At 36.7% G+C, this 24,252-nt stretch carries 21 protein-coding genes; 11 read left to right on the forward strand and 10 right to left on the reverse strand.

From position 1 onward, the window contains the following. Position 1: 1 nt before the first annotated feature. Positions 2 to 1,141, forward strand: coding sequence for a cytochrome-c peroxidase (locus tag AC07UM_RS01800; RefSeq protein ID WP_494682754.1), 1,140 nt, complete (start codon positions 2 to 4; stop codon positions 1,139 to 1,141). Between the two features lie 99 nt (positions 1,142 to 1,240). Here the strand turns inward: AC07UM_RS01800 and AC07UM_RS01805 are convergent, their stop codons facing one another. The 7 genes from AC07UM_RS01805 to AC07UM_RS01835 form a co-directional block, all read right to left on the reverse strand. Beyond that, positions 1,241 to 3,604, reverse strand: a complete 2,364-nt coding sequence (locus AC07UM_RS01805; RefSeq protein ID WP_494682753.1) for a patatin-like phospholipase family protein — start codon at positions 3,602 to 3,604, stop codon at positions 1,241 to 1,243. A 152-nt stretch (positions 3,605 to 3,756) separates the two neighbouring features. Further along, a complete protein-coding gene (locus tag AC07UM_RS01810; protein WP_494682752.1) occupies positions 3,757 to 4,053 on the reverse strand; it encodes a hypothetical protein in 297 nt (98 codons plus the stop codon). Positions 4,054 to 4,422: 369 nt separating this feature from the next. Then, the gene (locus tag AC07UM_RS01815; RefSeq protein WP_494682751.1) at positions 4,423 to 7,110 is read right to left on the reverse strand and encodes a PD-(D/E)XK nuclease family protein; all 2,688 of its coding nucleotides are present in this window, start codon (positions 7,108 to 7,110) and stop codon (positions 4,423 to 4,425) included. Beyond that, positions 7,094 to 7,642, reverse strand: a complete 549-nt coding sequence (locus AC07UM_RS01820; protein WP_494682750.1) for a DUF922 domain-containing protein — start codon at positions 7,640 to 7,642, stop codon at positions 7,094 to 7,096. The genes AC07UM_RS01815 and AC07UM_RS01820 overlap by 17 nt, the downstream gene beginning before the upstream one ends. Further along, positions 7,642 to 8,046: a hypothetical protein gene (locus AC07UM_RS01825; protein ID WP_494682749.1), complete on the reverse strand. Its 405-nt coding sequence runs from the start codon at positions 8,044 to 8,046 to the stop codon at positions 7,642 to 7,644. Before AC07UM_RS01825 ends, AC07UM_RS01820 begins: the two co-directional genes overlap by 1 nt. Positions 8,047 to 8,108: 62 nt before the next feature. Then, the gene (rsmG, locus tag AC07UM_RS01830; protein WP_494682748.1) at positions 8,109 to 8,744 is read right to left on the reverse strand and encodes a 16S rRNA (guanine(527)-N(7))-methyltransferase RsmG; all 636 of its coding nucleotides are present in this window, start codon (positions 8,742 to 8,744) and stop codon (positions 8,109 to 8,111) included. A gap of 96 nt (positions 8,745 to 8,840) precedes the next feature. Beyond that, positions 8,841 to 10,184 carry a M28 family peptidase gene (locus AC07UM_RS01835; protein ID WP_494682747.1) on the reverse strand — a complete coding sequence of 448 codons (1,344 nt, stop codon included), beginning with the start codon at positions 10,182 to 10,184 and terminating at the stop codon, positions 8,841 to 8,843. A gap of 264 nt (positions 10,185 to 10,448) precedes the next feature. Between AC07UM_RS01835 and AC07UM_RS01840 the strand changes: the two genes are divergently transcribed. The 5 genes from AC07UM_RS01840 to AC07UM_RS01860 all read left to right on the forward strand — a co-directional run bounded on the left by AC07UM_RS01840 (position 10,449) and on the right by AC07UM_RS01860 (position 16,066). After that, positions 10,449 to 11,642 (forward strand): pyridoxal phosphate-dependent aminotransferase, encoded by a 1,194-nt coding sequence (locus AC07UM_RS01840; protein WP_494682746.1) that lies wholly within the window; start codon positions 10,449 to 10,451, stop codon positions 11,640 to 11,642. A 33-nt stretch (positions 11,643 to 11,675) separates the two neighbouring features. Next, the gene (locus tag AC07UM_RS01845; protein WP_494682745.1) at positions 11,676 to 14,615 is read left to right on the forward strand and encodes a M16 family metallopeptidase; all 2,940 of its coding nucleotides are present in this window, start codon (positions 11,676 to 11,678) and stop codon (positions 14,613 to 14,615) included. A gap of 147 nt (positions 14,616 to 14,762) precedes the next feature. Continuing rightward, positions 14,763 to 15,395, forward strand: a complete 633-nt coding sequence (locus AC07UM_RS01850; RefSeq protein ID WP_103235396.1) for a peroxiredoxin — start codon at positions 14,763 to 14,765, stop codon at positions 15,393 to 15,395. Between the two features lie 114 nt (positions 15,396 to 15,509). Then, positions 15,510 to 15,818 carry a thioredoxin family protein gene (locus AC07UM_RS01855; protein ID WP_124531054.1) on the forward strand — a complete coding sequence of 103 codons (309 nt, stop codon included), beginning with the start codon at positions 15,510 to 15,512 and terminating at the stop codon, positions 15,816 to 15,818. Further along, positions 15,818 to 16,066 carry a DUF6952 family protein gene (locus AC07UM_RS01860; protein ID WP_494682744.1) on the forward strand — a complete coding sequence of 83 codons (249 nt, stop codon included), beginning with the start codon at positions 15,818 to 15,820 and terminating at the stop codon, positions 16,064 to 16,066. Before AC07UM_RS01855 ends, AC07UM_RS01860 begins: the two co-directional genes overlap by 1 nt. A gap of 553 nt (positions 16,067 to 16,619) precedes the next feature. Here the strand turns inward: AC07UM_RS01860 and AC07UM_RS01865 are convergent. From AC07UM_RS01865 to AC07UM_RS01875, 3 genes are read right to left on the reverse strand one after another with little or no spacing between them, the layout of a single operon-like run. Further along, positions 16,620 to 17,309, reverse strand: coding sequence for a Bax inhibitor-1/YccA family protein (locus AC07UM_RS01865; protein ID WP_494682743.1), 690 nt, complete (start codon positions 17,307 to 17,309; stop codon positions 16,620 to 16,622). Positions 17,310 to 17,348: 39 nt separating this feature from the next. Next, on the reverse strand, positions 17,349 to 17,786 hold the full coding sequence (locus AC07UM_RS01870) for a peptidylprolyl isomerase (RefSeq protein WP_494682742.1): 438 nt from the start codon (positions 17,784 to 17,786) through the stop codon (positions 17,349 to 17,351). 46 nt (positions 17,787 to 17,832) lie between these two features. Next, a complete protein-coding gene (locus tag AC07UM_RS01875; protein WP_494682741.1) occupies positions 17,833 to 18,867 on the reverse strand; it encodes an acyl-CoA reductase in 1,035 nt (344 codons plus the stop codon). A gap of 59 nt (positions 18,868 to 18,926) precedes the next feature. On the opposite strand from AC07UM_RS01875, the gene AC07UM_RS01880 reads away from it, so the two are divergent. The 5 genes from AC07UM_RS01880 to AC07UM_RS01900 all read left to right on the forward strand — a co-directional run bounded on the left by AC07UM_RS01880 (position 18,927) and on the right by AC07UM_RS01900 (position 24,252). Continuing rightward, complete coding sequence (locus AC07UM_RS01880; RefSeq protein WP_103233725.1) at positions 18,927 to 19,277, forward strand: 4Fe-4S binding protein; 351 nt, start codon at positions 18,927 to 18,929, stop codon at positions 19,275 to 19,277. Between the two features lie 113 nt (positions 19,278 to 19,390). Further along, complete coding sequence (gene serC, locus AC07UM_RS01885; RefSeq protein WP_103233724.1) at positions 19,391 to 20,455, forward strand: 3-phosphoserine/phosphohydroxythreonine transaminase; 1,065 nt, start codon at positions 19,391 to 19,393, stop codon at positions 20,453 to 20,455. Positions 20,456 to 20,580: 125 nt separating this feature from the next. Then, a complete protein-coding gene (locus AC07UM_RS01890; RefSeq protein ID WP_494682740.1) occupies positions 20,581 to 21,546 on the forward strand; it encodes a D-2-hydroxyacid dehydrogenase in 966 nt (321 codons plus the stop codon). Positions 21,547 to 21,548: 2 nt separating this feature from the next. Then, positions 21,549 to 22,793 (forward strand): DUF1015 domain-containing protein, encoded by a 1,245-nt coding sequence (locus AC07UM_RS01895; RefSeq protein WP_494682739.1) that lies wholly within the window; start codon positions 21,549 to 21,551, stop codon positions 22,791 to 22,793. A gap of 55 nt (positions 22,794 to 22,848) precedes the next feature. Further along, positions 22,849 to 24,252 (forward strand): M28 family peptidase, encoded by a 1,404-nt coding sequence (locus AC07UM_RS01900; protein ID WP_494682738.1) that lies wholly within the window; start codon positions 22,849 to 22,851, stop codon positions 24,250 to 24,252.

The raw sequence follows: 24,252 nt of genomic DNA on the forward strand, positions 1-24,252 counted from the left end.
TATGATAAAATTTTCAGATCTTAAATTAGTCGCAGTTCTTGGAGGTGTTTCACTATTCTGTATGCAGCATACCCTTAAAAAATACAGGGTAGATTATGGAGAAGCTGTGGAACAATATAAAAAACCTTCACAATACTGGCCTAAACCGTCAGTGGATGCAGGGGTCAGCTGGAAGGAATTTGAGGCTATAGAATGGGATTCCAATTATTATGACACGCAGGAGATTCCTGAAGTAATGCTGGGAAAAAAGCTGTTTTTTGATCCAAAGCTCTCATCATCCAGCCAGGTATCCTGCAGCAGCTGCCACAATCCTGAGCTAGGTTGGGGAGACGGTCAGGAAGTCGCATTGGGAACCGATCATTTACAGGGAAAAAGAAATACACCGTCTCTTTTTAATATTGCAGACCGCCTTTCTTATTTTTGGGACGGAAGAGCCAAAACACTGGAAGAACAACTTGTAGGACCTATTTCCGCGCACAATGAGATGAACATGAAACCGGAAAAACTCGCTGGAAAGTTATCAAAATTGAAAGAATACAGACAGCTTTTTAAAGAAGTCTACCAGAGCGACAAGATTACATTTGGTAAAATCGCCAGAGCGTTAGCAACTTTCCAAAGAACAATAAGAAGCCAGCCAAGCAAACTGGACAAGTTTATGAAAGGAGATTACAAAGCTATGAGTGATAAGGAAATCTACGGCATGCATTTATTCCGGACTAAGGCAAGATGTATGAACTGTCATTATGGGAAATATCTGACAGACGAATCTTTTCACAATATAGGACTTACCTATTACAAAAGGGAGTATGAAGACCTTGGACTGTATCATATCACTAAAAACTCAGATGATACAGGAAAGTTTAAAACCCCTTCTCTGAGAGATCTGGACTATACAGCTCCATGGATGCATAACGGACTAATGGATGATATGCATGGAATTGTCAGCCTTTACAATAGCGGTATGCAGATGATAAACCCTACTCCCGAAGAAAAGAAAGCCGATCCTAATTTTCCTGTTACCGACCATTTGATACAGCCTTTACATCTGAATGAACAGGAAATGGATGCCATTGTTTCATTTTTGAAAAGTATGTCCGGAAGTTATTATAAAATGCCAAGACCGGAAATCCCAAGAAAATAGATTAATTAATTGATAACATTAGTAGTAATCCTTTTATCTAAAGTAGTTATTTAGATAAAAGGATTTTTTTAATGCTTTTCAATTGATATCAATTATTCCTTAAAACTTAAATCCAACACTGAAATAAATCCTTGAAAAATCAAGCTGGCTGTTTCTGGAAACATTCAAACTGATAGGCCCGATGAGAGATTCATACCCAAGATTCACTCCATACCCAAACATATCAAAACTGTTATTAAAAGGTGAAAGCTCTTCACTTACTTTCCCATAACTGAAAGAAGGCGTAAGGTAGAGTTTTTTCATAATTCTGTACTGAAGGGATATTGCTGCCTTAGCAACCGAAGTCATAGGAAGCTCTTTCTGGCGAAGACCATTGAATTCGGGGCTTAGCAAATCATAATTATATTCACTGCCTCCCAGGTTATATTTCTGATTCAGGAATAGATATGGAACCTGACCTTCCCTCTTTGATCCAAAACTTGCTCCCAAAAATACGTTTGCTTTTACGGTCAGCCTTCTTGTGATTGGATGATAAAAATTTTCATTCAAAGTAAAAGAAATAAGGTTATTAGGTTCGTAATAATAAGCGTCTTTTGGATTAAGTATTGCATACAAAAAGGGTTGTACTGTTTCCAGATCGTAAAGCTGATATCTGTCGCCGTAATAAAATCTTGTACTCACCTGAAGATGATTCCCTCTTGTTGTAAAGTATCTTTTATTGAGATTGTTCTGTTCAAACTTAAGGAATGTATTGAAATTGCTGTGATTATATAGTTTTTTACTGTAATTATCTACTTTTGACTGATCTACTTTATCCAGTAAACTGTACATTCTTTCCGTACTGAACTCCGTTCCCAGTGACAGATAGGCATTTGGAGTAATATTATAATTCAGGGCAATCTTACCGGTTATATTACGGTACATATGGTTAGGAAAACGGTCGCCGCCATCTTCATTTATATCATATAGTCTGAAGTTAAGGTCATTACTTTTAAGATTAACCATTTTAGCCTCCAGATCCAGCCATAAACGTTCTCCGCTGTCTAAGAACTGCTGATAAGCAACTTTAGCCTTGAAACGTTCTGAAATATCTACCGTTGCCAAAAATCTTGATCTGTTCAAAAGGATATTCCTGTAGGTATAGTTGATGATAATTCCTACGGACTGCTCCGTATCATAGTGTAGAGCCAGTTTAAAAGCTCCTTTTTTCGCTCTTTTTACAAAAACATTCATCACGAGTCCGTCATTTTCATTGGTATACGTATAATACACCTTTGTGTACTGGCGCATTCCAAATACTCTGTCTATTGCTTCATTGATGGTTTTAGCATCGTAATACTTCCCTTCTGTAAGCCCCATTTGCCTTTTAAGCACTTCAATCTCTGCCGGATCTGTAATAGGAGTTCCATCTTCTTCATTGTAAGTAAATTTCGTTGTAGGCAATTTTACTTCTTCAATCATTTCGTGCTCATACCTGATGCCTAACTTTCGTTGGGCTTCTGCCAAAGCGACAAACTCAGGAAGATGCTTTCTGGCTTCCACTTCCCCTATTTTAATAATCCTTCTGAATTTGGCAAAATCTTTCGTGGTAATCTCTCCTAATGGGTCTACAAAGTCTACCAGGATATTAGACAGCTCTTTCTGATGTTTGAAATCCTCCACTGAACGAATGGCATGAGTCTGATAAATCATTTTCATCGGGTTCTCAATCTCTTTTTTGGTAAAAAGCCTGAAACCGGTATAGCCTCCGATCACAAAGTCTGCTCCCATTTCACGGACTTCATTCGCGGGATAATTACGATCTAATCCTCCATCTACCAAAAGTTTCCCATCAATATAAACCGGTGCAAAAGCTGCTGGAATTGCCAATGTAGCACGGATAGCCAGTGGCAAAGATCCCTCTTTCTGCATCACAAGCCCTCCATTCACAATATCAGAAGACGTGAGCTGTACAGGAATTCTTAATTTGCTGAAATCGTTAATATGTTTTGCATTAAAAGTAAGATTATTAAGCACTTCCCCCATGTACTGTCCTTCAATATAAGAACTTGGAAGAGTCGGAATTCCTTTTACTACCGGAAACTCCAGAATATATTTATCATATTCGTCTTTCTCACTGATATTGACTTTATTGTAAGGCATTTTATTGCTCAGAATCCTGCCCCAATCCACTTTGTAGATTGTATGCTTCAGCTGGTCAGCATTATATCCCATTGCATATAAGCCTCCCAGAATCCCCCCCATACTGGTTCCTGTGATATAATCCACCTTTATTCCCAATGAGTCGATCATCTTTAAAATTCCAATATGGGCAAATCCCTTTGCTCCGCCTCCACTAAGTGCAAGACCAAATTTGGTGTCTTTGGTGACATTCTGAAGGGCAATATTCAGAGAATCATTCTTTTGCTGAGACTTGATAATAAGAGAGAAAGCGATAGCAAAAAATATCAGGATTTTTTTCATTGGCAGTGCTTTAAAAGTTTTTAATAAGTAGTAAAGATACACAAAAAGTTACCTGCTTTATCAGCGGTAATCCGCCAAGCAAATAAATACATTTACGGCATTTAAAATAGAACTTGTCTAAAGTTTTCTGATTAGAATACAGCAAAAAGTAATTAATTGATTTCCAATTTATAATATAGAAAGAATTCTTTGAGCAGATCTTGAGTTAATGATAGCTTAATGGCCTCAGATTTACCTCTTCTTGTTAAAGCATCGGTTACATATGATATATACGGTTTGTTTTTCAGAAGAAATACATCACCTTGTTTAAAATTGCATCTCCCTCCTGCCGCATTTAAGGTAGTCTTTCCATCTATGATAAATACCAACTGATAATCTGTTTTGTATTCTTCTGCTGGCTCAGCTGCCCTGGCTGTGAGGTAAAAAAAAGGATAAAGTGCTGTTTCCATATGCCTTGGTATTTATGGGGCAAATATCTTGGTATTACCAGAATTTTAGGTTTTCTATAAGGCTCAAATTAATTTTATTATTTATCTCTAAACACACACAAAATCATAGATCATCCTCTAAAATTCAACTACTAGTGAATAATCTATATTTTTTTTCAGATAAATAAATAAGAGCCTTTCCGAAAAGTTTTATTTCCTTCTTACAACCTTTACTAAAGAATGATGATGGGGATATGTTTTAATTTTCGATACATCAATATGAGCTTTTCAATTATTTTTTGAATACCCTAAATCCAAAAAAGATTTACCCCCTTTTTTATTATCTCTTTGTCTAACACAACTTGTTTGAAAGCATCATAAACAAAATATTTAATACGTTTTTATAGTTTCCACAAAATTAACATCCGGATTCAGGATTTCTAGGATAAGGTTTTTGACAGATTTCATGGCATCATCAATGTTTCCTTTGTCGAACTGCAGAGAAACCATTCCTTTTTTAGCATCTGCAAAACTCCAGATCCCTGTTTCTATCGGGAAGCCCCAAAACTCAGGAAGATGTTGTACTACATAGTGATAAATACAAAGCTGAAGTGCCTGTTTTCTATCGCTGTTATGAAAATATTCAGCTACATTATCCTCGTCAATTTTCACACTGAGATTTTTGATCTTGGCTGTTTTATAATCGATAATCCTCAACGTTCCGTTCAGCTTATCAATTCTATCAATATATCCTAAGAAGGAAATTTTATCATTACCATCAAGAGGAAAATCGATGTTTTCAAACTTTCTTTCGATGTCAATAATCTCCAGTTTATTACCCTGTTTTATCAGTTCAAGATCATGATTAAGGACATTTTCAATCACTTTTTTAGCAATTGCTTTATGGATATAGTTCATCCCTTTCTCATAAAATTCCGGCTGGTGTTTCAGCTTTTCAATGGCAATATCAATATAGTGATCTATTGCTTTAACTGAATTCATTAAATCGCTTTCTTTTAAAACCTTACCCTTTAACACCTCATATACTTCTTGAAGTGAATAATGGACTAGATTTCCGTAATTCTTCACAGACAATTCTTCTTCAATTTCATCTGTTTCCGAGGTATTCAAAATCTTGGAAAGATAAAAATCAATCGGATTATAGAGGTAACTTGTAAGGTGAGATGCAGATACTTTTTTCTTCCAATTCTCAAGGCGGTCCAGCACAATCTGTGTCTTGGAAATTTCTATCGGTTGGGTGGCGATAGGCTCCGAAGAATTTTCAATAATCACGTGTTCGATATCATGTGAGCTTTCCATTTCGATCTGCGTAATGAAACGGCTTTTCTCTCCTGTATTCACCCCGGAACTTAATGCATTGTACAGCAAATGTACATGCTGTGCATCCTGAATCAATCTGTAAAAGTGATAGGCATAAATGCTGTCGTTTTCCAGGAAAGTATGAAGATCAAAGAACCTTCGGATATCAAATGGAATATAGGTATTCTGAGAATTTCCCAATGGAAGTTTCCCTTCGTTCACAGAAAGCAAAATGACATTCTCAAAGTTCAGGAGACGGGTTTCCAGCAGTCCCATGATCTGTAATCCTCTCAACGGTTCTCCCTGAAAATCTATACTTTCAGAGTTGATGTGCTGGTTGATCAGAATTTCCAGCGTTTCCATTTTGATCTCGATATTGTAGGGAGTCAGCTGATTTTTGATGATTCTGAATGCATTTTCAAAGTGAGAAACATTCTCGTACTGAATATCATCTATTTCGAGCCATTTTACCTTCTGGCAGAAGTCGATAAGCATATCCAGATACCCGTTTGTTCCTTCCGCTTTCTGAAGGAGCCCAAAGTAAGACAGCCCGCTGAGCAGCTCATATAAAAGCTTTTTGGAGATATACACAATATTCCTCTCTTCTACTTTGATTCTAAAATCATTGATAACCTGCTCATCTTCAATAGATTTTGGAAGTTCCTCCAGGATTGGAAAAACATCCCTGTAATAGTAAGAGGATTTATTTTTTTCCAGCTGTTTCTGCAGATAGAAAAGACGTTTTACAGCATTAGAAAAAGATAAGTTCTTCAATGGGAATCCCATCGTAATATTCAAATTATCAACACCATGCATCACATCAAGACTTGCAGGAAGAAGGTTTTCATCCAGCAATACGACAGCGGTATTGGAATAGGTTTTATTATTGATCTCTTTAAAGATCTCAGGCAGCACTTTGGTCTGGGTTACATTCCCGGAAACTTCGTATACCTTAATTTTTTTAGGTTGATTAAAATCGTCTTCGATCCATTGGAAAGCCCTGTTATCATCAAATTCTTTCCATGTTTTATGATTTCTCAGAAATTTTCCGGCTTCCTGCCTCTCATCATCAAAATAATAACGGTCTCCCTGAAAGAAGCACTGTGCTTTGTTCCACTGCAAAAGACTTCTTACCAGCTTTTCCTCTACCGGAGTAAAGGCATTGAACCCGCAAAAAACAAACTGTTCTTTGGTATTTTTAGCAAAATCAACAATCTTAGCTTTCGCTGCCTCATGAATCATTCCGGAGGTAGCCCAGTTTTTTTCCTGCAGTCTCTCCTTTAGAACAGGGAGAAAAACGCTCATATTCTGCCAGAAATTAAGAAACTTCTTCCTTGGGACATCATCCTCCTCACCCAGGTTTTGAGCCCATTCCTTGATCCTTTCCTCATCAAACATATACTGCAGAACCGCCAGATCACTGTCTGAAAATTTCAGAATATCATCCCAGTCTTTCTGCAAGGTAGGAAACCACTTCAGAAAGTCCGAAAAATCATCTCTTGGAATAAGATTTAAACTTCTGTATACATCAAATGAAAAAAGCCATAATGGAATTCCCTGAATTGCCTGTTGATCAGCAATTGTATTGATGAGTTCCTCTATGGTAAAAAAGTTGGGCAGGAGTCCTGAATAATTATTTTCCTCCAGAATCTGCCTGATAAATACAATGGGGCGCTTTCCGGGCAGAATGATATTAAACGCAGAAAGATCCGTGTTTTGCGTCAGCAGTTCGTGAATGATCTTATTGAGGAATTTCAAGGGCTTGGTAGCTTTTTAAGTTGTCTAATTCTTTAGAAATTGCAGTATTATATTCTGCTTGTTTTTCTTTATCTATTCCATGGCGGGTATCTCTGTCATAGGCCATCTGAAAGTTTTTATAACCCGCAGATATTTCATCATAAACTGCTTTGAAATATTTGCTGTAATCACTTGATGTCTTGATTTTTTCAGCGACTACCTTTCTGAATTTTCTCACAAATAATTCTGCAATATCAAAATGTTTCTGCTCATGCAGTAGAATATAGTCATCCATTCTTTTGACATCTTTCCAGGATTTATCTTCGTTAAATATTGTTTTGATGGTAATCGTAACCGGTGATTTTGGATTAGAGGATTTTATGGCAGAATACTCCCAGCCACAGTGGGTATATGCTGCTACATCAGGATTATTTTTCTTATTGACCGGGCTTTTAAAATTATCCCACGTCAGTTTTTTACCTTCCTGCCAGGTAATTACCTGTCCGAATACAGTCTGAGCAGCCAGCAAACACAATACAAAAGTCAATCTCATTATTCCACCACAATTGTTTTCGTAATCCAGTTATTTCCGCCGTTCCAGAATTTAAAAGTATAGGTTCCTTTTCTTTGTGGGCTGAAATTGATCTGGTTGGCCCCTACATAATTCCCCTGCGTACAAGGTCCGCTGGTAATATATTTATAGGAAGTAACCGTTCTTTCAAGATTATTGTTGTAAATATAATCGTATCCGTAAAAGCCTTCGCAGTGAGACGGATAAGTGGAATAAGTTTTTATGCTCTGAATCGCAAAAACGTCCATCGTATCATTGACGATTTTTACACTGTCTATTTTGATCTTATCGATAGATTCAACTGTATGGTAATCGTCGTCATTACACGAAACCAGAATCCCGCCAAACACTAATACCGAAAATCCAATGTTTAAAAGTTTTTTCATAACCTTCAATTTTCTGATTATTAATAAATATTTAGCAAAAATTATTCCCCAATTATATAAAATCAGGAACTAAAATTACCTTTTGATACATAAACTACTTTTTTAGTATCAAAAAATTCTCCATCAAAATAGTGTTTAAGGTCGAAGATTTCACATCGAAGTCCGGCTAGCTCTTCTGCAAGATCACCGCCTTTCAAATACAAAACACCGTTATGCTTAGGGTTAAACTGTTCTTTTTCAAACTTCCCTTTCAGCCATCTTAAAAATTCAGGCATCTGGGTTACCGCTCTGCTCACGACAAAGTGGAATTTTTCTTTCAGTTTCTCTGCTCTCCCGTGAATAGCCGTAACATTCGTTAATCCTATTCCCTCTGATACAGCCTGTACCACACTGATTTTCTTACCGATAGAATCGATTAAGGTAAACTGTGTTTCAGGAAACAAGATGGCCAGAGGAATTCCTGGGAAACCGCCTCCGGTTCCGATGTCCAATACTTTAGTTCCTGGTGCAAATTCCATCACTTTTGCAATTCCCAAAGAGTGCAGAATGTGCTTTTCGTACAGCGATTCCATATCTTTTCTGGAAATTACATTGATCTTTTCATTCCATTCATTATACAGTTTTTCCAATTGTGTAAACTGTTCTACCTGTTTTTCAGTAAGATCCGGGAAATATTTTAATAGTAACGATGCAGACATGTGAATTATTATAAACCACAAAAATAAGTTTTATTTCTCTTGTATTCAAATCTACTTTTTCTGACCCAATCCTGAGACCTGTTTTCAACAAGGATATTATTTTGCAACACCCGGAATTACAGGTACGTTAAGGTTCCCGGACTTGCTGACTGTTTGTACAGCAAAAATATAATTGTCTTTTGAGAGCGGAACTTTAATGGAAAGTCCTGTTGTAAATATTTTTTTCTGCCATATCGGACTGTCTGTTTCCCTTGCCAATACATAATACCCTGCTGGCGTTCCCGATTTTGGGTTTTCCCAATGAAGGGTTGTAGAATTGGTCAATTCTTTAACATCCATTTCTACTTTCTCAGGTTTTGAGGTAGATTTTGCAAGACTTGCCAGCACGGCAACATTAGCGGCGACATTCTTTTTCAAATATTTAAAATCTATGAATTCCGGCAGATCACCATATTGCTTATTGTTCTCTATCCTGATGTCCTGATGCTGATGATCATAGTTTTCATAATATTCAGTAAGTCTTACCGATGGAAAACCATTATTGACAAAACTGGTATGATCTCCTCCACGCAAGAATCTGTCATTCCTGTAGATCAGTTTCACTTCAAGTCTTTTGACATATTGTTCTGCAATCTCTTTAATATATCGTGCTAACTGTCTGGATTCGCTATCATTTTCAAAACCCAGATTCCTGATAGCCATCGCCTTTTTGTCCAGATCTTTGTAAGGCAGCCCTTCACTGAATACACGAAGTATACGGGTATTGATCTCCCCAGTTTCTCCTGCTTTAGGATTTCCGATCATATCATTGTTCAGGACAGCTTCAAGCTGTAAATTTTCTTTTTTTATTTTTTCGGCCAGGACTTTCGATCCCAGCAAGGATTGCTCCTCCCCTGAAAACGCCACAAAAATGATGGAAGCTGGAAATGAAGATTTGCTCAATATCCGCGAGGATTCTATAACAGCGCTTACTCCACTGCCGTCATCATTGGCTCCAGGCGCTGCGGAAGTTCTGTTCATCACATCTGTTACCCTAGAATCAAGATGTCCGCCAATCAGGAAGACTCTTTTATCATTAGGATCAGTACCTTTCAGAAAAGCAACCGCATTCCCAAGATTAAAGACTTTATCGATTCTTTTCCCATCCGGCTGAAGATCTTCCTGCTGAAGGTATACCTCCATTCTGCCACCAGAATTTTTAGCATGATCATTGAATTTTTTAATAACCCAGTTTCTTGCGGCTCCTATTCCCCGTTTGGGGTCGTCTATGGAGCTTAAAGTATGTCTAGTCTCAAAACTTACCAGAGTACTGATGTATGATCTTAATGAGTCTTCATTGACCTGCAAAACATATTTCTTCACTTCATCATCTTTATCTTTTGAACGTCCCTGAGAAAAAACAGTACAGGAAATCAGCAATAAAAAAACGGAATATTTCATAGGATAATTCTTAAATCGATTAAAGATACAAAACCCTGAGCTTCACAAATAATTTTTATTTCCCATACAATTTTCTGTTTAATCTCTTTATTGATTATTATTTTACTAAAAAAGAAATCAACTTGTTGATATCTATCAAAGAATCAGAATGATCCCCATCCAAAAAAAATGATAAAAACCTGATAAAAATCTTTAAAGCAATCCCACTTTTATTATCTCTGCAACACGTTTTTATTATATATTTGTTAAAATTCAAAAAAATTCATGGATAAACTTTCAGATAGAGTAAAAAGATTAGGATACTCACAGACATTTGTCATGTCAAATAAAGCCAGAGAAATGAAAGCCAACGGAATAGATGTTATCAGCTTAACTCTTGGCGAACCGGATTTTGACGTTCCGGACAACATCAAACAGGCAGCCTTCGATGCCATCAACCAAAACTACAGCCACTACTCTCCTGTTCCGGGATTTCTGGAACTGCGTGAGGCTATTGCATATAAATTAAAAAGAGATAATAACCTGGAATACAAACCTACCCAGATTTGTGTTTCCAATGGTGCTAAACAAGCTATTTTGAATGTATTGGCATCCATTATCAATGATGGAGATGAAGTTCTTCTTCCTGCCCCTTACTGGGTAAGTTATGATGAAATGGTAAAAATGATGGGAGGAAATTCTGTGATGCTTCCTACATCTTATGTTACAGATTTCAAAGTAACTGCAGAACAGCTTGAAGAAGCTATTACAGAAAAAACCAAAGCAGTCCTTTTCAGTTCACCATGTAACCCGTCAGGAGGATATTATACCTATGACGAGTTAAAGTCTATTGCTAAAGTTATTGCTAAATACCCTCAGGTGACTATCATTTCTGATGAGATCTACGAATACATCAATTATGAAACAAAAACGACCTCTATTGCCCAGTTTCCTGAAGTATATGAGCAGACAGCCGTAATCAACGGAATGTCAAAAGCATTTGCCATGACAGGATGGAGAATAGGATACTCTGCATGTCCGGAATGGCTGGCAAAAGCTTGTGAAAAAGTACAGGGACAAATGACCAGCGGGGCCAATACTATGGCACAGAGAGCATCCATCACGGCATTGAAAACAGATCCTTCCGAATACAGATACATGATTGATGCCTTCAAAAAGAGAAGAGATCTTGTGTATGAACTGATCCAGGAAATTCCAGGGTTTAAAGTATTGCTTCCAAAAGCAGCATTTTATTTCTTCCCGGATATTTCGCACTATATCGGAAAAACGCTGAACGGAACTGAAATCAAAAATTCAGACGACTTTGCCATGTTCCTTCTGGAAAATGCTCATGTAGGATGTGTGGGAGGTTTTTCTTTCGGAAGCCCGGAATGCATCAGATTCTCTTACGCTGCTTCAGAGGAAGATTTGAGAGAAGCTATGAAACGAATCAAAAACTTATTGGAATCATTCAATTAACAAACTAACCATCAAAAATAAAACACAACAGCAATGAATCTGTTAAAAAAACTAACTATTGCAACAAGTATTGCCGCCGCAAGTTTTGCAGGGTATGCTTTTGGCCAGGATTTTCAATGGAAGGAAGGGACTTCTAATGGATACAAGTATAAATACGTAACCAACGACCCAACGTCAGCAAGGTACTACACCTTAAAAAATGGGTTAACAGTAATTTTGAGTCCAACAAATAAGGATCCGAGAATACAAACCTATATCGCAACAAAAGCAGGTAGTAAAACCGACCCTGCAGACCACACTGGTCTTGCCCATTATCTGGAGCACATGCTTTTCAAAGGGACCAATCAGTTTGGTTCTAAAGACTGGGCCAAAGAGAAACCTCTTTTAGACCAGATTGACGCTCTTTACGAGAAATACAACCAAACGAAAGACGAAGCCAAAAGAAAAGAGATCTACAAAGAGATTGACAGGGTTTCCGGAGAAGCAGCCAAATATGCAATTGCTAACGAATATGACAAAATGATGGCGGGTATGGGAGCTGACGGAACCAATGCTTTCACGTCATTTGAACAAACGGTATATACAGAAGATGTACCTTCCAATGTTCTTGACAAATTCCTTGCTGTACAGGCTGAAAGATTCAGAGAGCCGGTTCTGAGATTGTTCCACACGGAGCTTGAAGCTGTATATGAAGAAAAAAACAGATCTCTGGATGATGATGGAGATAAAGTTTTCGACACCATGTTTGCCAACCTTTTCCCTAACAACAATTATGGAAAACAAACAACCATCGGGACGATTGAGCACTTGAAAAATCCATCTCTGCATGCTATCAGAGAATATTTCAATAACTATTATGTTCCCAACAATATGGGCATCATCATGTCCGGAGATTTTAATCCGGATGAAGTCATTGCAAAGATTGACAAGGCTTTCTCTTACATGAAACCTAAAGCAATTCCTGAATATAAAGTAGGACAGGAAAAAGCAATTACCGCTCCTGTTATAAAAGAAGTAGTAGGACCTAATCCTGAGAATGTAATGCTTGGGTTCAGATTTCCGGGAGCTTCAACGAAGGATGCAAGAATGCTGAATCTTGTTGGAAATATGCTTACCAACGGACAGGCAGGATTAATTGACCTTGATTTGGTAAAAAAACAAAAATTACTGGGAGCTTACGCCGGGTCTTATGCTTTAAAAGATTATTCAGTGTTACTTTTACAAGGGAAGCCTACTGAAGGACAATCTCTGGATGAAGTAAAAAATCTTCTTCTTCAGGAAATTGATAAGTTAAGAAAAGGAGATTTTTCTGATGATCTGATTCAGTCTATTGTGAACAACGAAAAGAAAAGCATTATTCAGAAGGATGAAAAATATTCGTCAAGAGCAAGCATCCTGATGGATGAATTTACTTCGGATATTGACCACAAAGCATCGTTGGAATATGTTGACGAAATTTCAAAACTTACAAAGAAAGATATCATGGATTTCGTATCCAAATATCTTCAGAATAACAATTACGTAGCAGTTTATAAAAGAAAAGGAGAAGACAAGAGCATCGTAAAGGTTGATAAACCAACCATTACTCCGGTTTCCGTTAACAGAGAAGATCAATCTCCTTTCCTTAAGAAGATTGATGAAATGCCTGAAAATCCTATCGCTCCGGTATGGTTAAACTACGATAAAGACATTGCTAAAAACAAATTAGCTGACGTAGATGTACTTTCTGTAAAAAATACCGACAATGCACTCTTCAGAATGTATTATCATTTTGATTCAGGAAAATGGAACAACAAAGTTCTTCCATTGGCAGCAGAATACCTTCAATATTTAGGAACTAAAGATAAATCTTCTGAAGTGATCAGTAAGGAATTCTACAAACTTGCTTCAAGCTTCAATGTGAGTGCAGGAAATGAAGAAACTTACGTATCATTGGAAGGGTTAAATGAAAACTTCGATAAAACAATCGCTTTATTTGAAGATTTGATTAAAAACAGCCAGGCGGATCAGGCAGCTCTTGATGCTTACAAAACAAGATTGAAGAAAGCCAGAGCAAATGCAAAACAGAATAAAGGCACTATTATGGCCGGATTGAGAAGCTATGCACAATATGGCGCACAGAATCCGTTTAACAATGTATTGAGTGATGCTGAACTTGACGCCTTAAAAGCAGAAGATCTGATCAATGTTCTTCATGACCTGTTTAATTTCAAACATAGGGTACTGTATTACGGTCCGAAATCAGGAAACGAAGTGGTGGCATCTTTAAAACCAATTCACAAACTTCCTGCAACGCTGAAAGATCTTCCTAAGTCTAAAACCTTCGCTCAGATCCCGACTGATAAAAACAAAGTATTATTCGCTCATTATGACATGGTACAGGCAGAAGTGTTCTGGGTAAGAAATTCTGATCAGTACAATGCTACCATCACTCCTACCGTAAATTTATTCAACAACTATTTCGGAGGCGGAATGGGATCTATCGTTTTCCAGACGATCAGAGAATCTAAAGCACTGGCCTACTCTACCTATTCTTACTTTGCTCTTCCTAGCAAGAAAACAGACAAAGATATGATTATGGCCTATGTAGGGACACAGGCGGATAAATTTAATGAGTCTACAACGGCAATGAATGAGCTTTTGACTACCCTTCCAAAATCTGAACAGTTATTCGAAACAGCGAAAAGCGGATTGAAAAAATCAATTGCTTCTGAAAGAATTACTCAGGACGGAATTATCTTCTCTTATCTGAAATCCCAAAAGCTTGGAAACAATTTCGATATGAGAAAGAATGTCTACGAACAGGCACCAAAACTGTCTTTTACAGACATCAATGCATTCCATGATAAGGAAATGAAAAACAAAAACTACACTTACTGCCTTGTTGCTTCTCAAGACAAAGTAAATGAGGCCGATATGAAGAAATTAGGTGAGGTAAAAAAACTTAATTTAACTGAAATATTTGGTTACTAAAATCAACAAAAAGCCCTGTTCTCAGGGCTTTTTTATTTCACAGCACACTAAAACAATTATAGATTTTATTTATCGATATTTGTTTGTTCGATAGATGAATCTTTTATATATTTGCATTAGAAATTTAAATATAAAACAAAAAAAATTATGTCTTTAGTAGGAAAAAAATTCCCAAATTTAACAATCGACGCAATGTCTGAGATGGGTGACGATCTTAAAATCAACATCCTTGATGAAGCAGTAAACAACCAGCAAAAAGTTCTTTTATTCTGGTACCCTAAAGATTTCACTTTCGTATGTCCTACAGAGCTTCACGCTTTTCAGGAGGCTTTAGGTGAATTCGAAAAAAGAAACACTAAAGTAATTGGTGCATCTTGTGATACTAACGAAGTACACTTCGCATGGTTGAACACACCAAAAGATAACGGAGGAATCGAAGGAGTAACTTACCCACTTTTAGCTGATACTCACAGACAATTGGCAAACACGTTGGGAATCGTTGATCAGGATTTCGAATATGATGAGGATGGAAATGAAGTTTTCACAGGTTCTAACGTAACTTACAGAGCAACTTACCTTATCGACGAAACTGGAAAAATTTTCCACGAAGCGGTAAACGACATGCCTCTAGGAAGAAACGTAAAAGAATTCTTAAGATTAATTGATGCTTACACGCACGTTCAAAAACATGGTGAAGTATGTCCTGCAAACTGGGAAGAAGGAAAAGATGCAATGAAAGCTGACAGAACTTCTACAGCAGAATACTTAGCTAAGAACTAATATAATGTGTTAATTTGAAAATGAGATAATTTGAGGATTAACAAAAATTATCTCATTTTCTTCTTTACAAAACATTGATACATTTTCAAATTAACAAATTTTCAAATTACAATCATGTACACAGAATTAACCGAAGATACATTACAAAATATAGTTAGCGACAACGAAAAAGTAGTTGTTCAATATGGCGCAACATGGTGCGGAAACTGCAGAATCATGAAGCCAAAATTCAAAAAATTAGCGTCTGAAAATGATTCTATCCCATTTTTATACGTAGATGCAGAAAAGCTTCCTGAAAGCAGAAAACTAGCAAAAGTAGACAACTTACCTACTTTCGCCATCTTTAAAAACGGAGAATTGGTGAACCAGGTTCAGTCTAACCAGGCAGAAAGTTTAATTAACCTTTTTAACGAATTAGCATAATGAAATTACCCGTAATCAGACAGTTTTATCAGAATCAAACTCCTGAAAACCTTGAAAAAACATTAGAAGTACTGGAAAGTTTCTGCGAATTCAGAGGAACAAGCGAAGAAGATTTAAATGTTGCAGGAGAATTGATCACGAATATTTGTGGAGCTTTAGAAGTTCACTCCAATGTACAGAGCGGAATGAGCGAAAAAGACGCTTTAAACTCTTTTGCTCAAAAGGTTTTAGGATCAATCGACAAATAACATCTTGCGATTATTTCTAATCAAAAGATTGTAAAAACACAAAATGCCTGAGGTTTTCCTCATTCCTATATATTTTTTTTCTTATTCTTTAAGAACCCTTTTATTTTAACTGTAAAATTCACTTCAAAGTACTTTAACCGGTCATATGAAGCTGGCAGTTGCATGAAAATTTTTAAAGAATATCCAATTAAAATCCCGGTGATATTTTCATCAGGATTTTTTGGGTTTACGGTTTAAAACATGAATAACACAAATGTTTTCAACAAATTTCACAAATAAAAAACCTGAAATTCATTATCAAAAAATATGCGCAATCTCTGTGTCAATTTTTGAAACCTGGGGTGCAAGAACAGCTTTAAAATCGTTATAGGTTTCGGCTAAAGCCATTGGATGATATACTAAAGATAAACGGGTTAAAGCTCATTCCTATTGAATTCGTGTTATTTGTGAAATCATTAGTGCCGTTTGTGTTTAAGCATTATTTGTATTAAAAAAAATCCCGATGAAAATATCACCGGGACTATTATTTTAAAAGATAAAATCAACTTATCAATTAGTTTCTTCTGCTCATCAAAATACTCAGAATGTACCAGAATAAAAGCATAATAGAAGCAAAAAGCTGCAACGCCGCTCCAACATACTGGTTCGTTCCATAGGAATCCTTTAGTTTGCTTGTCTGGTATAAAATAGTAGCTGAAGCTAAAATTACCATTCCAACTGAAAACCATAATCCAAGGTTAAAACCAAAGATCATTCCCGCTACAATCAGTCCGATTGAAATAAACCCACCGATGACAATAATATTTCTTAAAAAAGAAAAATCTCTTTTAGAAGTAAATGCAACTGCAGAAATACCTGCAAACATCGCAATAGTTAAAGTAGCAGCCTGGAAGATTACATTCGTTCCTCCTGTCATATTGGTTGCAATGAAAAGCAACGGCATAAAAATAATCGCTTCCAACAGGATATAAAAACCTAATCCTAAATACTGGGTAGATTTACTTTGTGAAAGAGACCATTTGGAAGCTAAAACTGAAGCTAACCAGAAAACTCCGATAATCAGCAACCAGATATATCTCTGACCAAACATCATCGCGATAAGTTCTGCCGGAACAGTTTTCAATAATATCGTTTCAACTCCAATAAAGGCAAGAATAGATAATGCAACATGCAAATAGGTCTTCTTGTAAAAACTCGCCTTCTCCACATCCGAAGAATGAGCGACTAAAACATCTGTCATCATAGTTAATATTTTTTTAATTAATCGAAAATAAATTTTTATCTATTTCGCAGGCAGCACACCCAATATTTTTCCATCATCCTCAAATACAGCTGTAATGGCTTCTTTGGAAGATGATTCTCCTGCATATTTGTATTTAATACTCGGATGATTGGTACCATCCATTGTTTTATAATATCCTGCTTTTAAGATTTCAAGCTTTTTATTGGGGTCAATTCCATCTTTGACGTTTTTAAGAACATTGTCCGTCACGATTTCCTTTACTTTCTCAGAAAGCAATCCATCAATAGTTACACGGTCAGAAGCCTGTAAAGCATCCACAAACTTAAGGAAGTTATCATTATACAAACTGACTTTCTCCTTACTTATAGCAGCCGGCTGTTCTTTTTTCTGGACATTCTCAACCTTTACACCTGCCACCTTCTGCGCAAACACTAACTGCCCACCCACAAGTGCAAGTCCCAGCAATAATTTTTTCATAGTATTTATTTTTATCTGGTGAAATAAGTGATGGAAGATACGAAAATCAGACCAGTTCTAAAAATTTCATTGTATCTACATTATCGGCATAGGTATCAAGTCCCGGATTCTGTGCTTCTCCAAAAGGAATTGCATTCAAACCTAATCCCTCTTTAGCCACAATACACTGTATATTTTCTTCATTTTCAGCAACAAAGGCTTTCACATCTTCCAAAGATTCATATCTGCTGAAGTTGATCACAGAAAGCGGGCTGAACAGCTTATCATCTTCTTTCAGCATCACAAAATTATTATCCCAGAATTTGTCCTGGTTTAAAAGATAAACCGCTCTGTTATAATCATAATTGTTAGCATATTTATTATGATTGATGATATCCTGAAATGCCAGGAAGTTTTCAAACAACCTGTCAATAAGGAAATCCTGCGGAATAAAAACTCTCGTCACATTTCTGCATCCCAGCCCAAAATACTGGAAAATATCTTTTGCCAGCAATTGTAGCTCTTCATCCGTTTCATCACCTTTCAGCACAGCAACAGAAGTTCTGTTCTTACGGATAATACTTGAATGATTCTTGAAATAATATTCCAGATATCTTGCCGTATTGTTACTTCCTGTAGCGATAACTGCATCAAAATTCTCTAATTTCTCTACAAATTCAAAAGCTACGTTTCCATCAGAAAACTCATTCCATTTCTTTAATAAAAACGGAATCATGCGTTTATCTTTTGAAGACAGCTTAATAACAGGTGTATGATTGCTCAAAACAACGGACATTACATCATGAAATCCTACCAAAGGAATATTTCCGGCTAGAATAAGTCCTACTCTTTTTGAAATTTTAGAGATGGAATAATTTCCAAGCCAGTTTTTGATATTCTCTTCCGTCAGAAGATCTGCCCATTGCTGCAAAGCATATTTCTGATTATCAATGGTAAACCACGGATTCTCTATTTCAGATCTTTTTAATAATAACTCAATATCAGCATCATCTTCATTATGATGTTCTGGTTTCTTCGCTAGAAACGCTTTTATATAATCACTTAATTTAATAAGTCCTAAAACTTGATTTTCGGTATTCATAATTACTTTAAAATTGGGGAATATTTTGTAATTTTGTGCAAATTTAAAAAAAATTAGCGATGGCTATCAAAATAACTGATGAATGCATTAATTGTGGAGCTTGCGAACCGGAATGCCCAAACAATGCAATATATGAAGGAGCTGTAGATTGGAAAGCTTCTGAAGGTACGGCTCTTCAAGGTACCATTACAATGCCGTCGGGACTTACTGTAGACGCAGAAGCACCACAAGAGCCTGTAAGTGATGATGTCTATTTTATTGTAACAGATAAATGTACAGAATGTAAAGGATTCCACGAAGAACCTCAGTGTGCAGCGGTATGCCCTGTAGACTGCTGTGTTCCAGATGAAGATCACGTAGAATCTGAAGAAGCACTGCTTAATAAAAAAGCATTCTTACACGGTGAATAAAAATAATTCCGTCTCATCATGTATGGGGCGGCTTTTTTTGATCAAAAATCCAACTTAACAAAAAAAATAAGCGAAAGGAGTTTAAATTCTGGAAGCAACCAAAAAATAAAAATATGAACAAAAAGCACAACTTCAGCGCAGGGCCATGTATTTTACCACAAGAAGTATTTGAAAAGTCAGCACAGGCTATCCTGGACTTTAACGGTATCGGATTGTCTCTTCTTGAAATTTCCCACAGAAGCAAGGATTTCGTTGCGGTAATGGACGAAGCGCGTGCGATTGTAAAAAGATTAATGAATCTTGGTGATGATTATGAAGTTCTTTATTTAGGAGGAGGCGCCAGCATGCAGTTTGCAATGGTACCCTACAACCTGATGAAAGTAGGTGGAAAAGCAGCTTACCTGGATACAGGAACATGGGCAGCCGGAGCCATCAAAGAAGCTAAAAAAGTAGGAACAGTAGATGTATTAGGTTCTTCAAAAGAAGAAAACTACTCTTTTATTCCTAAAGATTATACGGTTGGTTCAGAATACGATTATTTCCACTGTACTTCCAACAATACTATTTATGGAACTCAAATGAAATCTTTTCCTGAAGTGGACACGCTAATGGTTTGTGATATGAGTTCTGATATTTTTTCCAGACAACTGGATTTTTCTAAATTTGATCTGATCTATGCCGGTGCGCAGAAAAACATGGGACCTGCAGGAGTTACTTTAGTGGTAATAAAAAAAGAAATCCTGGGTAAAACGGGAAGAGAAAACATGTTTTCTATATTGGATTACTCTCAACATATTGCTAAAGAATCCATGTACAATACCCCGCCGGTATTTCCTGTATATGCCTCTTTGCTTACCCTTCAGTATCTTGAAAGAAACGGAGGAATTGCTGCTGCAGAAAAAAGAAATGAAGCTAAAGCTAAGCTTTTATATGATGAAATCGACAGCAATCCGTTATTTGAAGCATTCTGCGTAAAAGAAGACCGTTCACTCATGAATGTTTCTTTCAACATCACAGACGAAAGTAAGAAAGAAGAATTTGACAATGCATGGAAAGCTGCAGGAATCAGCGGACTGAACGGACACAGAAGCTTAGGCGGATACAGAGCAAGTTTATACAACGCCTTGCCTATCGAAAGTGTACAGGTTTTGGTGGATGTAATGAAATCGATCAAATAATTTAATCATTAAAAAAATTCAAAGATTGAAAGACTGAAGAGCAGTTAATTTAAATTCATTAATTTGCACCCTAGTTTTAAAATTTTGAAATATGTATATCTTTCAATCTTTAAATCAAATAACTCATGAAAGTTTTAGCAAACGACGGAATTTCAAAAGCAGGAGAAAACGCTCTAAAAGAAGCCGGAATTGAAATTCTGGACAATAGAGTGGCTCAGGATCACGTTATTAATTTTATCAACGATAATAATGTGGACGTTCTTTTGGTAAGAAGTGCAACGAAAGTGAGGCAAGACCTTATCGATGCCTGCCCCAGCCTTAAAATAATTGGAAGAGGCGGTATCGGAATGGATAACATTGATGTTGAATATGCCAAAAGCAAGGGCATTAAAGTAATCAACACGCCTACAGCATCTTCAAAATCAGTGGCAGAATTGGTTTTCGGACACTTCATTTCTTTGGCAAGATTCCTTCACGAATCTAACAGATTAATGCCTCTGGAAGGAGATACCCATTTCAACGCTATGAAAAAGTCATTCGGTAATGCGTATGAACTTTCAGGGAAAACATTAGGAGTAATCGGCTTTGGAAGTATTGGACAGGAAGTCGTAAAAATAGGAATTGCTTTAGGAATGAAAGTAACTGTTCTGACGAAAAGCCTTAAAACAAAAGTTCTCACCCTGAACTTCTTTGACGGACAATCGGTAGACTTTGAAATCACTTCCACCAATGATATGGACGCATTTCTTAAAGATGCAGATTTCATCAGCATCAATACGCCGAAAACGAATGAGTATATTATAGACACCCCTCAGTTTGAAAAAATGAAAGACGGAGTCTATATTGTAAATACTGCAAGAGGCGGTGTCATCAATGAAGTGACACTGATTGATTTTATTGAGTCAGGAAAAATAGCAGGAGCGGCATTGGATGTTTTTGAAAATGAGCCAAGCCCGGAACTTCCTTTACTGATGAACCCCGCATTGTCCCTTTCTCCTCATGTAGGAGGAAATACAGTAGACGCGCAAGAGAAAATCGGTATCGAACTTGCAGAACAAATTATTAAGCTACAAAAAGAAACTATAAGATAAATATGCCTGTTTTTAAACCTTTCCGTGGAATTAGACCTCATAGAGACTTTGAGAGTACTTTCCCTACACATCCACTGGATAATTTCACCCAGGAAGAGATTGCAGAGAAAGCTCAAGTTGAAAATACTTACATCAATATGATTAAACCCTATGTTGTAAGTAAATCTAAAGATATTGACCGGAATCTGCGAAAGATCCGATCTACATTTGAAGAACTTCTGGAAGAGAAGAAATTGGTCCAGGACAATTCAGCCTATTATCTTTATGAGCAGATCTACCCCAACAAACAAGTGTTCAGGGGGCTTCTCGGATTGGCTAGTATTGAAGATTTCTGGAATGGAAAAATCAAAAGACACGAAAGTACCATTCCTCAGAAAAAGGAAAAACTGGCTCACTATCTTGAGAAAGTAAATCTGCAGGCAGAACCTGTGCTTCTTACCTACCCTGCCAATTCAAAAATTGAGCTGCTGATGAATCATGAGGAAAAGAATGTTCCTATCTTCAATCACATAGACTCTATTGGCATCAGACATAAAATCTGGAGAATAGACAACCGTCTGAAACTGCAGCAATTCAAAGAAGTAATTGATCAGATCGATTCATTTTACATTGCTGACGGACACCACAGAATAGGTTCTACAGCATTGAATGCAAAGTATCATAAAGAGAAAAACAAAAGACATAACGGCACAGAACTTTACAACTTTGTGTTCAGTTTTATCGTTTCCAACCAGTCTATTAAAATTCATGACTACAACAGGATTTTACATGATCTGAATGGCATTTCTCCTGAGGCGTTCCTAAAAGAGCTTGAGCATTATTTCCTTATCCATGAAAAAGGAGAAACATCCTACTATCCTTCTCAGAAATTCCATATTTCAATGTATTTAGATGGGAAATTCTACTCTCTTCACGTAAAGCATGACCTTCGTTCTAAAGAAATGTCTCTGGACAATCTGGACCATCATCTTTTAGACAAATATATTTTCAAAAATATCCTGAAAATTGAAGATCCGGACAGCTCTGAGCTGATCTCTTATGTAAAAGGAACCTCCAATATCAACGGAATCAATATTTTAAAAGAAAAGATAGACAGCGGTGAAGGTAAGGTTGGTTTTGGAATCTATCCTGTAAGTTTTAATGATATGATTAAAATTTCAGATCTAAAACTAAGCATGCCTCCGAAATGTACATTTATTGAACCAAAACTGATTACAGCTCTGTTAATGTACGACATGAAACCTTAATAAATTCCCATTTTTTTCCTACTTTTATCAATGGAAAAAGAAAGGTAAATAAAAAATGAAAAAACTATTCATTATACTTCCACTCTTTTTGAGTGGATTTTTATTTTCTCAAAAAAAGCCACAAAAAAGTCCGGCAAAAAAAGGTACCGTTGCCAAATTCAATTATCATGATGAGTTTAGAAAGATTTCGGACGAAATTATGACCAATGGTAAAGCCTATGATAACCTTGGAGAACTTACGAAAGGGGTCGGATCACGTTTCAGTGCAACTCCCGGCTATGCAAAAGCAGTAGAATGGGCAGAAAAAAAGTTCAAGGAAATTGGTATTGATATGATCTGGAGACAAGAGGCAAAAGCCCCTGTCTGGATCAGAGGAAAAGAATCTTTGCAAATAAAAGCAGGAAACGGAGATTGGAAAAACATCAGAATGCTTTCTTTTGGAAACTCTGAAGGAACAGGTGGAAAAGATCTGGTAGGTGAAATTGTTTTAATCAATTCCACTTCAGAGCTCAACGCAATGTCGATAGGCCAGCTAAAAGATAAAATCGTTTTCGTAAATGTTCCAATGGATCCGAAAATTATTAATACAAGTGATTCCTATTTACAGACGGCAAAATCAAAATTAGTTTCCGCTTCTATCATTGCTAAAACAGGTGCAAAAGCATTAATTATAAGATCATTAACAACAGCTAATGACGATACTCCCCATGCCAAGATGATTTATTATGAGCCGGATGATAAAATAAAGATTCCGGCTTTATCTATTGGAGTAAGATCCGCGGATGAGTTGGAAAAAATAGTAAAAAAACAAAAAGTTACTGCTAAAATCAACATGACTGCTGAATCAAAAGGAGACACGACGAATCCAAATATCATTGCTGAAATTCAGGGCAAAAAGGATTCTAAAGTGATTGTTTTAGGCGCTCAGCTTGATTCCTGGGATTTTGGTGAAGGTGCTATTGATGATGGAACAGGAGTTGTGCAGTGTATCGAAGTTTTAAGAACACTGAAGGCGCTTGGATACGAAAACAACCACACCATCCGGGTAGTCTTGTACGCCAATAGTGAAAACGGAGGACAAGGCCGTGAGATGTACGCTGCTTATGTCAAAAAGAGAGATGAAAAGCACATATTTGCCTTAGGAACAGATGCTGGAGGGTATTCTCCACGAGGATTTTCTTTGGACATGTCACCTCAGAGAAGAAGGCTGGTTTATCCATGGAAAGAATATTTTCTTCCTTATGGGGTGTATGATTTCGACCAAACAGAAGCCATTCAGGATATTTCTCCTTTAAAAAAATTGGATATTCCTTTAGCAGAGCTTGTTGTAGATACCCAAAGATATTTTGATTATCACCATTCCGAACAAGATACTTTTGACAAAGTGAATAAAAGAGAACTTCTTCTCGGAGCAGTTGCAATAACACAGATGATTTTTATGGTTGATAAAAACTGGTAA

The organism is Chryseobacterium sp. GW821-FHT04C04 (genome assembly GCF_059420365.1).